The organism is Pseudomonas sp. MD195_PC81_125 (assembly GCF_014060985.1).
Taxonomy (GTDB): Bacteria; Pseudomonadota; Gammaproteobacteria; order Pseudomonadales; family Pseudomonadaceae; genus Aquipseudomonas; species Aquipseudomonas parakoreensis.
Genome location: NZ_JABULD010000398.1, coordinates 1 through 10995, shown reverse-complemented (window position 1 = coordinate 10995; position 10995 = coordinate 1). Strand labels below are relative to the sequence as shown.

The window sequence follows — 10995 nt, the reverse complement described above, 5'->3', positions numbered from 1 at the left end:
TTAAAGAGCGGTTGGTTAAGATCTTTCGTCTCAACCGAGGCGCGCATTCTACAGCAGCCTCATTTGCTGTCAAGTGATTATTTTCAGAAGTTTTCGAAGAATTCTTCAACAACTTCAACCACTTGCGCTTCCGATCTCTCGTTAGCGGGAGGCGAATTCTACAGCGTTACACGCTGCTGTCAACACCTCTTTTTCACCGCTTTCGACCGAGAAGATCGAACCGTCAAAAGAGCCAAACATCACCGCTCTTTCAACTCCTTCCAGGCTTCGATGAACTGAAGCGATCCGCCGTCGAAAACTGCTTAACTCGTTGAATCTCAAGGAGTTTTCCGTTTCGACTGCGCCGGAAGTGGGGCGAATTATAGACCTCCAGAATCTGCCGTCAACCGTTAATTTCAGTTTTCTTTCAACAACTTACAGACCGGTTAAAAAACACACAGCTGCGCCTATATAAGTTGGAAAAACCACTCCCTCTATATAGAGGAGTATTTCAAAGGACCCCATCAGCCTTGAGCAACTCCACGGCGCCAGCGCCCATACCCAACACCCGCTGCAGAACCTCCAGCGTATGCTCGCCCAATAAAGGAGGCGCGCGACGGTATTCGACAGGCGTTTGCGACAGCCGGATCGGACTCGCCACCTGCGGGACCATTCCTGCCAGTGCGTGCGGCAGCGCTATCGCCAACCCACGTGCCTTCACCTGCGGATCGTCAAACACCTGGGACAGATCATTGATCGGCCCACACGGCACGCCCGCCTGCTCCAACTGCGCCACCCATTCGGCGGTGGTCTTGAATACCGTTGCCTGACGAATCAGCGGAATCAACACCGCGCGGTTAGCCACCCGCAGCTTGTTAGTCGCGAAACGCGGATCGTCCGCCCACTGCGGCTGCCCAGCCACCTCGGCGAACTTGCGGAACTGGCCGTCATTGCCAACGGTAAGAATGAAATCACCATCAGCCGTCGGGAAGTCCTGATAAGGCACGATGTTCGGATGCGCATTGCCCAGACGCTTGGGCGCATTGCCCGTAGTCAGGTAATTCATCGCCTGATTGGCCAGGCAGGCGACCTGCACATCCAGCAAAGCCATATCGATGTGTTGCCCGCCGCCATCGTGATCACGATGAGCCAGCGCTGCCAGAATCGCCACCGTCGAATACAGACCTGTAAGGATGTCCGTCAGCGCCACCCCCACCTTCACCGGCCCGGCGCCTTCATCACCTTCAGGGCGACCGGTCAGGCTCATCAGCCCGCCCAGCCCCTGGATCATGAAGTCGTAACCGGCGCGCTTGGCATACGGCCCGGTTTGACCGAAGCCGGTGATCGAGCAATAGATCAGGTCCGGATTGATCGCCTTCAGCGACTCGTAGTCCAGACCGTAAGCGGCCAGCCCACCGACCTTGAAGTTCTCGATCAAGATGTCCGACTTCGCCGCCAGCTCACGCACGAGCTGTTGACCTTCAGGCCGAGTGAAGTCGATCGTCACCGATTGCTTGTTGCGGTTGGCCGACAAGTAGTAAGCCGCCTCGCTGGTGTTCTCCCCACAAGCGTCCTTGAGGAAGGGCGGCCCCCAGGCGCGCGTGTCATCGCCATTGCCCGGACGCTCGACCTTGATCACCTCGGCGCCAAGGTCGGCAAGTATCTGCCCGGCCCACGGCCCGGCCAGCACGCGCGATAAATCCAGTACCCGCAGATGCGACAGCGCGCCCATGGTCGCTCTCCTGTTAATAGAACGCCTGCAGACCGGTTTGCGCGCGCCCCAGGATCAACGCGTGAACGTCGTGAGTACCTTCATAGGTATTCACCACTTCCAGGTTGACCAGGTGACGGGCCACACCGAACTCGTCGGAAATACCGTTGCCCCCCAACATGTCACGGGCCATCCGGGCAATATCCAGCGACTTGCCGCAGGAGTTACGCTTCATGATCGAGGTGATTTCGACCGCCGCAGTGCCTTCATCTTTCATGCGCCCCAGACGCAGGCAACCTTGCAGTGCCAAGGTGATTTCGGTCTGCATGTCGGCCAGCTTCTTCTGGATCAGCTGAGTCGCGGCCAATGGGCGACCGAACTGCTGACGATCAAGGGTGTACTGGCGAGCGGTGTGCCAGCAGAATTCGGCAGCGCCCAACGCGCCCCAGGAGATGCCGTAGCGCGCCGAGTTGAGGCAAGTGAACGGACCTTTCAGACCACGCACGTCGGGGAAGATGTTCTCTTCCGGTACGAAAACGTTGTCCATGACAATTTCGCCGGTGATCGATGCGCGCAGGCCAACCTTGCCGTGAATCGCCGGTGCGCTCAGGCCCTTCCAGCCTTTCTCCAGGACAAAGCCACGGATGTCGCCGGCATCGTCTTTGGCCCAGACTACAAATACGTCGGCGATCGGGCTGTTGGTGATCCACATCTTGGCGCCGGTCAGGCTGTAACCGCCGTCGACTTTGCGCGCACGTGTGATCATCGCACCCGGATCGGAACCGTGGTTGGGTTCGGTCAGACCGAAGCAGCCGATCCATTCGCCGGACGCCAGTTTCGGCAGGTATTTCTGTTTCTGCGCTTCGGTGCCGAATTCGTTGATCGGCACCATCACCAGCGAGGACTGTACGCTCATCATCGAACGGTAGCCGGAGTCGACGCGCTCCACTTCACGGGCAATCAGACCGTAGCTGACGTAGTTCAGACCGCTGCCACCGTATTGCTCAGGGATGGTCGCGCCGAGCAGACCGACTTCGCCCATTTCGCGAAAGATCGCCGGATCGGTTTTCTCATGGCGGAAAGCTTCAAGCACGCGTGGCGCCAGACTCTGCTGAGCGAACTGGGCGGCGGTATCACGGATCATGCGCTCCTCTTCGGTGAGCTGTTGATCCAGCAGCAAGGGATCGATCCAGTTGAAGCTAGCTTTACCGCCCATGAGTGTGTCCTCGCAAATCGGTGAATTAACGTGGCATTGATCCTAGGCCCGCTTCGCCAACGCGGCAAACGAGGATTTCGCATCCTGTTGTGCTAATTTCTCACTCCGAAACGTCGCTGAATGCCTTTTATGCGGCGCATTAGTGAGGTTGACGTACATGCGCAGGAAGATACCCAGCACCACAGCCCTGATTAGCTTCGAAGCCGCCGCTCGCCACGAAAGCTTTACCAAGGCCGCCGAAGAACTTTCACTCACCCAGGGCGCCATTTGCCGACAGATTGCCAGCCTTGAGGAGTTCCTCAGTGTGGAACTGTTCCGACGCTCGCGACGCGGTGTGAAGCTGACAGAAGCGGGGCTGTCCTACAGCCGTCGGGTGGCCACGCAACTCGATGCCGTCGAGCGCGACACGCTCTCGGTCATGGGTCAACAGGGCACCAACGTGATCGAACTGGCGGTAGTGCCCACTTTCGGCACGCAATGGCTGCTGCCACGGCTCAAGGATTTCCAGCTCAAGCACCCGGAAGTAACAGTTAACCTGACCAACCGCACCCGCCCGTTCCTGTTTGCCGATACCGATTTCGACGCGGCGATCTACTTCGGCGACGCCGATTGGTCAGGTACCGAATCCCACAGACTGATGGGCGAAAATCCGATGCCGGTGTGCAGCCCTGCCCTACTCGGCAATAGAACGCATCTGACGGCTGACAAGATCGCCGAACTGCCGTTGCTGCAACAAACCACTCGCCCTTACGCCTGGCGCCAATGGTTTAACTCACAGCACCTGAACATCCCCCGCGACATGACAGGCCCACGCTACGAGCTATTCTCCATGCTGGCCCAGGCGGCCATGCACGACATGGGTATCGCACTGATTCCGCCGTTCCTGATTCAACGCGAACTGGCCGAGAAACGATTGGTGATCGCCAACCCGGATGCACTCTCCAGCATCAAGGCGTATTACCTGATGATTCCGGAGCGCAAGGTCGAATCGGCGTCACTCAAGGCATTTCGCGATTGGCTGGTCAATCAGGCAAACAGCTACAGCCTAGAAGGATAAAGGCTTACAACAATTACTAACTCGGTAGTCAGGAAATCCAAAGCCCTACAGATATAAGTATTTGTCGCAAAATCGCAGACTGTATCCGAAAGTCGTACAGACGTCCCACAAGCGCCTGCTGACGTGGCTTTGAGCCTCTATTGGCGACTCATTACGTCCTATTCACGCCGCCGATGAGAATTTTTTTTCAGATTCAGCCAGAATCCTTGCAAGGCACGGCCTGCAAGGGATTCAACTGGCCATCTGCGACATTCGGTCACGGGATGACTTGTAGTTAATTTTCCGTCACCCGTCATAATCCCTTGAAGGGCATAAAGTTCGCCTGCAAAATGCCGCGCCCCGCCCTGATTTGGCGGGATCGTGCTGATCGGCCGCCCCAGTCGCACCATCCGCAGTGCCTGGGTTTACTCAATAAGATCACGCAGGAGATTTGACGTGCACATTGGTGTTCCTCTCGAAACCCAGACCGGTGAAACACGGGTTGCTGCAACCCCGGAAACCATTAAAAAGCTGATCAGCCAAGGTCATAAGGTCACTGTGCAAACCGGCGCCGGCGTTAAAGCCAGCGTTGTCGACAGTGCCTATGAAGCGGCGGGCGCAACCATTGGCAGTGCCAACGATGCGTTCGGCGCCGAGCTGATTCTCAAAGTGGTCGCCCCCAGCGACGCCGAACTGGCGCTGATCAAGCGCGGTACGGTGCTGGTGGGCATGCTCAACCCCTTCAATAACGACACCATTGCCAAAATGGCCGAGTGCGGGATCACTGCGTTCGCCCTTGAGGCGGCGCCGCGTACGTCTCGGGCGCAGAGTCTCGATGTGTTGTCGTCGCAGGCGAACATTGCCGGCTACAAGGCTGTGTTGCTGGCCGCGCACTACTATCCGCGCTTCATGCCGATGCTGATGACCGCTGCGGGTACCGTGAAAGCGGCGCGTGTGCTGATTCTTGGTGCCGGCGTGGCCGGGCTGCAGGCGATTGCCACGGCGAAACGTCTGGGCGCGGTGATTGAAGCGTCTGATGTGCGTCCGGCGGTGAAGGAACAGATCGAATCCCTCGGCGCCAAGTTCGTTGACGTCCCTTACGAAACTGACGAAGAGCGCGAATGCGCGGTCGGTGTCGGCGGTTACGCGCGACCAATGCCGGCGAGCTGGATGCAGCGTCAGGCTCAGGCTGTGCACGAGCGCGCCAAGCAGGCCGATATCGTCATCACCACCGCCCTGATCCCCGGGCCGCAAGGCACCGACGCTGTTAAGCGCAGACACCGTGGCGCAGATGAAGCCGGGCTCGGTGGTCATCGACCTCGCGGCAGCCCAGGGCGGCAACTGCCCGCTGACCGTCGCCGATCAGGTTGTGGTCGAGAACGGCGTGACCATCGTCGGCCCGACCAACCTCGCCGGTGAAGTCGCCGCAGATGCTTCGGCGCTGTACGCCCGCAACCTGCTGGACTTCCTCAAGCTGGTGTTCACCAAAGAAGGCCAGTTCGACGTCAACCTCGAAGACGACATCGTCGCCGCGTGCCTGATGTGCCGCGACGGCCAAGTCATCCGCAAAAACGCCTAAGCAGGGATTCAGACGATGGAAGAGCTTATCTCCCCCGGTATCTACAACCTGATCATCTTCGTGCTGGCGATTTATGTCGGTTATCACGTGGTCTGGAACGTTACACCTGCGCTGCACACGCCACTGATGGCGGTGACCAACGCCATTTCGGCGATCGTAATCGTCGGCGCCATGCTCGCTGCTGCGCTGACCGTCACGCCGCTGGGCAAGACCATGGGCACCCTCGCCGTGGCTTTGGCGGCGGTCAATGTGTTCGGTGGCTTTCTGGTCACCCGCCGCATGCTTGAGATGTTCAAGAAGAAAGCCCCGAAAGCAAAAGAAGAGGCGCCGAAGTAATGAGCATGAATCTCGTCACGACGCTCTACCTGATCGCGTCGATCTGCTTTATCCAGGCCCTCAAAGGCCTGTCGCACCCGACCACCTCGCGGCGCGGCAATCTGTTCGGCATGCTCGGCATGGCGCTGGCCATTCTCACCACCGTCGGCCTCATCTATAAGCTGGGTGCCGAGCTTGCAACTGCCGGTATCGGCTATGTGATCGTCGGCCTGCTGATCGGCGGCACTGCCGGTTCGATCATGGCCAAGCGCGTCGAAATGACCAAGATGCCGGAGCTGGTCGCCTTCATGCACAGCATGATCGGTCTGGCGGCAGTGTTCATCGCGATTGCTGCGGTGGTCGAGCCGCAATCGCTAGGCATCGTGAAACATCTGGGCGATTCGATCCCGGCGGGCAACCGTCTGGAGCTGTTCCTCGGTGCGGCGATCGGTGCGATCACCTTCTCCGGTTCGGTGATCGCCTTCGGCAAGCTGTCGGGCAAGTACAAGTTCCGCCTGTTTCAGGGTGCACCGGTACAGTTCAGCGGTCAGCACAAGCTGAACGCGGTTCTGGGCCTGGCGACGCTGGTGCTCGGCGTGACCTTCATGCTCACCGGTAACCTCGCCGCGTTCGCGCTGATGCTGGCGCTGGCGTTCGTGATGGGCGTGCTGATCATCATCCCGATCGGCGGTGCCGACATGCCGGTGGTGGTGTCGATGCTCAACAGCTATTCGGGCTGGGCGGCTGCGGGTATCGGCTTCTCGCTGAACAACTCGATGCTGATCATTGCCGGCTCGCTGGTGGGTTCGAGCGGTGCGATCCTCTCGTACATCATGTGCAAGGCGATGAACCGTTCCTTCTTTAATGTACTGCTCGGTGGTTTCGGCAATACGGCCGACGCAGGACCTGCCGGTGCGAAAGAAGCCCGTCCGGTGAAATCCGGTTCGGCGGATGACGCGACCTTCCTGCTGACCAACGCCGACACCGTGATCATCGTCCCGGGCTACGGCCTGGCGGTGGCCCGCGCGCAGCATGCGTTGAAAGAACTGACCGAGAAGCTGACCCACCGTGGCGTGACCGTGAAGTACGCGATCCACCCGGTGGCCGGTCGCATGCCCGGGCACATGAACGTCCTGCTCGCCGAGGCCGAAGTGCCTTACGACCAGGTGTTCGAGATGGAAGACATCAACTCCGAGTTCGGCCAAGCCGACGTGGTGCTGGTGCTCGGCGCCAACGACGTGGTCAACCCGGCCGCCAAGAACGATCCGAAATCGCCGATTGCCGGCATGCCGATCCTCGAAGCGTTCAAGGCCAAGACCATCATCGTCAACAAGCGCTCGATGGCCAGCGGCTATGCCGGTCTGGACAACGAACTGTTCTACCTGGACAAAACCATGATGGTGTTCGGCGACGCGAAGAAGGTCATCGAGGACATGGTCAAAGCGGTCGAGTAATCCTCCGCAGTAGCACCGGACGCCCCGACTTGTCGGGGCGTTTTCGTTTGCGCAAAACGTCGGACAATTTGCCGCGTTGTTGCAGATCCGGTAACGGTGTTTTACTTCAAACCCGCTAAATAGACGCCTCGTTTGCGACCTTGGTAGCGGGACAGGCGCCCGCGAAATTCACTAGACTGCGCATCCTGCTACTCGCTTCCCGAGATAATAATCCATGTACCGTGACCGTATTCGCCTGCCTTCGTTGTTGGATAAAGTGATGAGCGCCGCCGACGCAGCCGCTCTGATTGAAGACGGCATGACCGTCGGCATGAGCGGCTTCACCCGCGCCGGCGAAGCCAAAGCCGTCCCTCACGCACTGGCCGAGCGAGCCAAGGTCACGCCGCTGAAGATCAGCCTGATGACCGGCGCCAGCCTGGGCAACGACCTCGACAAACAGCTGACCGAGGCCGGCGTGCTGTCGCGGCGCATGCCATTTCAGGTCGACAGCACCTTGCGCAAGGCAATCAACGCGGGCGAAGTGATGTTCATCGACCAGCACCTGTCGGAAACCGTCGAGCAACTGCGCAACCAGCAACTGAAGCTGCCAGACATCGCGGTAATCGAAGCCGTGGCCATCACCGAGCAGGGCCACATCGTGCCGACCACTTCGGTGGGCAACTCGGCAAGCTTCGCGATTTTTGCCAAACAGGTAATCGTCGAGATCAATCTGGCGCACAACGCCAACCTCGAAGGCCTGCATGACATCTATATCCCGACCTACCGCCCAACGCGCACGCCGATCCCGTTGGTTAAAGTCGACGATCGCATCGGCAGCACCGCAATCCCGATCCCGCCGGAAAAGATTGTCGCCATCGTCATCACCCAGCAGGCAGATTCGCCGTCCACGGTGTCGACCCCGGATGTCGACACCAACGCCATTGCCGAACACCTGATCACCTTCTTCAAACAGGAAGTCGATGCCGGGCGCATGACCAACAAGCTTGGCCCGCTGCAGGCCGGGATCGGCAACATTGCCAACGCGGTAATGTGTGGCCTGATCGATTCGCCGTTCGATGACCTGACCATGTATTCCGAAGTACTGCAGGACTCGACCTTCGACCTGATCGACGCCGGCAAGCTGAGTTTCGCTTCGGGCAGCTCGATCACTCTGTCAGAGCGGCGCAACAGTGATGTGTTCGGCAATCTGGAGAAGTACAAGGACAAACTGGTGCTGCGCCCGCAGGAGATCTCCAACCATCCGGAAGTGGTGCGTCGTCTGGGCATCATCGGCATCAACACTGCGCTGGAGTTCGACATCTACGGCAACGTCAACTCCACCCACGTCTGCGGCACGCGGATGATGAACGGCATCGGTGGTTCCGGAGACTTCGCGCGTAACGCACACCTCGCGGTGTTTGTGACCAAGTCGATCGCCAAGGGCGGGGCGATTTCCAGCGTGGTGCCGATGGTCAGCCACGTCGACCACACCGAGCATGACGTCGACATCCTGGTGACCGAAATCGGTCTGGCCGACCTGCGCGGCCTGGCCCCGCGGGAACGTGCCCGAGTGATTATCGACAACTGCGTACACCCCGATTACCGCAAGGCGCTGAATGACTACTTCACCGCCGCCTGCGCCATCGGCGGTCATACCCCGCACATCCTGCGCGAAGCCTTGAGCTGGCACATGAACCTAGAAGAAACCGGTCGCATGCTCGCGGTGTAATTCGTACAGTCAAACCGCTGATGCAAACACAGTTTGTGTCAGCGGTTTTTTTATCCTTCCTATTCGACAAAAACTGTACTGCTGTACTGGTTGTTTCCTACGGCTTTTGCCTACTCTCTCCCTCAATTTGAGCAGAAACGCACCACAAAAGTGCGGACAGGTACAGTTTGCTCAATTTTGACCCATACACCACCTATAAACAGTTAACTGGTCACTCACAATACAGTTGAACTGTATCTAGAGAGACTAGGCAAACGAGAGGATCATGGGCACCAGTTAAACCACTACCTGATCCCGCCACAAGCGGAAGGATGTCAACCATGGAACGTACACTCAGTTCCGAACTGTTCTTCGAAGACAAAGCTGCAAAAACCCAGGCTTCCCTGCCTCTGCGCGTTATCGCCAACCTGATGTTGTGGCAGCGCCGCATCTCCAGCCGCCACCAACTGGCTCGTCTGGATTCGCGTCTGCTGGCTGACGCCGGTATCAGCGAAGCACAACGCTACGAAGAGCTGAGCAAGCCGTTCTGGCGCTAAGTAGCGTCGCTGGCTCTGGTCGCTAGACCCACCGCCAGCAACCCGAATTGAACACACAAGACCCGTCGCGGGAAACCGCGACGGGTCTTGTCGTTTCAGGGTTCGAAAGGCCCATACAGCAGGTTGTTCAAACAACAGGTACAGTTCTAAATAATCAAAATCTGAACCAGTACAATTCTTCATCGGTGTATCTGTCGGCAAAATTGCATCGGGCGCAGCCTGTCCTTAACCCTCCTCGGCTTAAGGAAAATGCCATGAAAGACTTACAGGATGTTTCGACAGCGTCGATTCAACCCCTCGTTCACTCGCACCTGCTGCGGCGCCTGGTTCGTAGCCTGTGGCAGGGATTGGAGCGCGCCAGGACGCGGCGTCTGTTGGCCCAACTGGGGCAGCGCGACCTCGCGGATCTGGGTCTGAGCCACGCCGATCGACTCAACGAGCTGGAGAAACCCTTCTGGCGCTAGCATTCTGCCCACTGTCCGAACCTTGCGCGCAGGCCTAATATCCATGCCAGAACGTGGCGAATCTTCTGTAACCCGCGTCTGAGTCTCAGACACAAGCCACCTCTCAATACGGTTTACTATCAGGAGATACACCATGTCCCGTCTTCGCCTGCTCAGCGCTGCCGCCTTGCTGGCCGTGGCTGCCAACGCCAGCGCCTCCAGCTTCATCGTCACCACCGACGCCGTGGTTGGCGCGCTGAAGTCCTCCTCGGACGCCACGTCCGATGTCAGCTCTTCGCTGCGTGACAACAAGGTCGTGATCGCCGCCCGTGACGACGCAGCCAGCTTCGTCGCCAGCGAAGGCCAGATCCGCGGCGTGAAACTGGAAAGCGCGCTGGACCTGATCCGCCACCAGGCACCACAACTCAACGCGACCGACTTCCAACTGGCGCAAGCCATTCTGGCGATCTGATCAGACGTTGCCGGACGGGACACGCCAGTCGTGTCCCGATGTTTCGCCACTGGCTCTGGCCCGGGCATTACGCTAGCCTTGAGATTCGCTAGCCGTTATCGAGTCCCATGCGTTTTCTGACCAACCTGCTTATCCCCTGTGCCTTGTTCAGCACCTTCTGGGCGACCTCGGTCGATGCCTTTGATGTCTCCACGCAAAATACTGTGGTGACGGTATGGGCCACCGGAATGGTGTCTTCCGCGCCATTCGACCGTAAACTGATCATCGCCGCTCACGATGACGCGGCGGCGTTTGTTGCCAGTGACGGCGAATTGCGCGGCGCGCAGCTCGAATCCGCCCTGCATTACCTGCGCAAATCCCGACCAAAACTTCATGTCAGCGACCTTGAACTGGCACAGGCAATTCTCGTCCAATAGTTATCCTGATCCCTAGTCATCATTGCCCTCCGGAGTCGTTCCATGCGTAGCCCGCTGATTGCTGCCGCCCTTGGCCTGTTTGTATTGGCCGACGTGGCCCCAGGCGCACACCCTGGTAGCCACCAGTAAC

General features: G+C 58.7%; 11 protein-coding genes and 1 pseudogene. 10 read left to right on the top strand and 2 right to left on the bottom strand.

The window, feature by feature from the left end; genetic code table 11:
- Positions 1–279, top strand: a 279-nt coding sequence (locus tag HT737_RS31235; RefSeq protein ID WP_220459415.1) for a hypothetical protein, incomplete at its 5' end; no start/stop codon positions are given.
- Between the two features lie 211 nt (positions 280–490).
- On the opposite strand, the gene HT737_RS16385 is transcribed toward HT737_RS31235, so the two are convergent.
- Positions 491–1711 carry a CaiB/BaiF CoA-transferase family protein gene (locus HT737_RS16385; protein ID WP_182403283.1) on the bottom strand — a complete coding sequence of 407 codons (1221 nt, stop codon included), beginning with the start codon at positions 1709–1711 and terminating at the stop codon, positions 491–493.
- Between the two features lie 13 nt (positions 1712–1724).
- Entirely contained in the window at positions 1725–2906 is a 1182-nt protein-coding gene (locus tag HT737_RS16380; RefSeq protein WP_003220420.1) for an acyl-CoA dehydrogenase, read from the bottom strand.
- 157 nt (positions 2907–3063) lie between these two features.
- Between HT737_RS16380 and HT737_RS16375 the strand changes: the two genes are divergently transcribed.
- The 9 genes and pseudogenes from HT737_RS16375 (at position 3064) to HT737_RS16335 (ending at position 10865) form a co-directional block, all read left to right on the top strand.
- Positions 3064–3963 (top strand): LysR family transcriptional regulator, encoded by a 900-nt coding sequence (locus tag HT737_RS16375; RefSeq protein WP_182403281.1) that lies wholly within the window; start codon positions 3064–3066, stop codon positions 3961–3963.
- 435 nt (positions 3964–4398) lie between these two features.
- Positions 4399–5521 (top strand): annotated as a pseudogene (locus tag HT737_RS16370) (Re/Si-specific NAD(P)(+) transhydrogenase subunit alpha).
- Positions 5522–5536: 15 nt separating this feature from the next.
- A complete protein-coding gene (locus tag HT737_RS16365) occupies positions 5537–5857 on the top strand; it encodes an NAD(P) transhydrogenase subunit alpha (protein WP_003220416.1) in 321 nt (106 codons plus the stop codon).
- Complete coding sequence (locus HT737_RS16360) at positions 5857–7290, top strand: NAD(P)(+) transhydrogenase (Re/Si-specific) subunit beta (protein ID WP_182403279.1); 1434 nt, start codon at positions 5857–5859, stop codon at positions 7288–7290. The genes HT737_RS16365 and HT737_RS16360 overlap by 1 nt, the downstream gene beginning before the upstream one ends.
- Before the next feature lie 214 nt (positions 7291–7504).
- Positions 7505–8998, top strand: a complete 1494-nt coding sequence (locus HT737_RS16355; protein WP_182403277.1) for an acetyl-CoA hydrolase/transferase family protein — start codon at positions 7505–7507, stop codon at positions 8996–8998.
- Positions 8999–9318: 320 nt separating this feature from the next.
- Positions 9319–9534 carry a DUF1127 domain-containing protein gene (locus HT737_RS16350; protein WP_003220409.1) on the top strand — a complete coding sequence of 72 codons (216 nt, stop codon included), beginning with the start codon at positions 9319–9321 and terminating at the stop codon, positions 9532–9534.
- Positions 9535–9788: 254 nt separating this feature from the next.
- Complete coding sequence (locus HT737_RS16345; protein WP_047297494.1) at positions 9789–9998, top strand: DUF1127 domain-containing protein; 210 nt, start codon at positions 9789–9791, stop codon at positions 9996–9998.
- Positions 9999–10131: 133 nt separating this feature from the next.
- Positions 10132–10449 (top strand): DUF2388 domain-containing protein, encoded by a 318-nt coding sequence (locus tag HT737_RS16340; protein WP_007962831.1) that lies wholly within the window; start codon positions 10132–10134, stop codon positions 10447–10449.
- A gap of 107 nt (positions 10450–10556) precedes the next feature.
- The gene (locus HT737_RS16335) at positions 10557–10865 is read left to right on the top strand and encodes a DUF2388 domain-containing protein (protein ID WP_121182966.1); all 309 of its coding nucleotides are present in this window, start codon (positions 10557–10559) and stop codon (positions 10863–10865) included.
- The last annotated feature ends 130 nt before the right edge of the window (positions 10866–10995 follow it).

Bases quoted from the DNA above. Each gene is read 5' to 3' on its own strand.
- HT737_RS16380 (WP_003220420.1), bottom strand. From the start codon at position 2,906: ATGGGCGGTAAAGCTAGCTTCAACTGGATCGATCCCTTGCTGCTGGAT.
- HT737_RS16365 (WP_003220416.1), top strand. From the start codon at position 5,537: ATGGAAGAGCTTATCTCCCCCGGTATCTACAACCTGATCATCTTCGTG.
- HT737_RS16355 (WP_182403277.1), top strand. From the start codon at position 7,505: ATGTACCGTGACCGTATTCGCCTGCCTTCGTTGTTGGATAAAGTGATG.
- HT737_RS16350 (WP_003220409.1), top strand. From the start codon at position 9,319: ATGGAACGTACACTCAGTTCCGAACTGTTCTTCGAAGACAAAGCTGCA.
- HT737_RS16375 (WP_182403281.1), top strand. From the start codon at position 3,064: ATGCGCAGGAAGATACCCAGCACCACAGCCCTGATTAGCTTCGAAGCC.
- HT737_RS16340 (WP_007962831.1), top strand. From the start codon at position 10,132: ATGTCCCGTCTTCGCCTGCTCAGCGCTGCCGCCTTGCTGGCCGTGGCT.
- HT737_RS16360 (WP_182403279.1), top strand. From the start codon at position 5,857: ATGAGCATGAATCTCGTCACGACGCTCTACCTGATCGCGTCGATCTGC.
- HT737_RS16385 (WP_182403283.1), bottom strand. From the start codon at position 1,711: ATGGGCGCGCTGTCGCATCTGCGGGTACTGGATTTATCGCGCGTGCTG.
- HT737_RS16335 (WP_121182966.1), top strand. From the start codon at position 10,557: ATGCGTTTTCTGACCAACCTGCTTATCCCCTGTGCCTTGTTCAGCACC.
- HT737_RS16345 (WP_047297494.1), top strand. From the start codon at position 9,789: ATGAAAGACTTACAGGATGTTTCGACAGCGTCGATTCAACCCCTCGTT.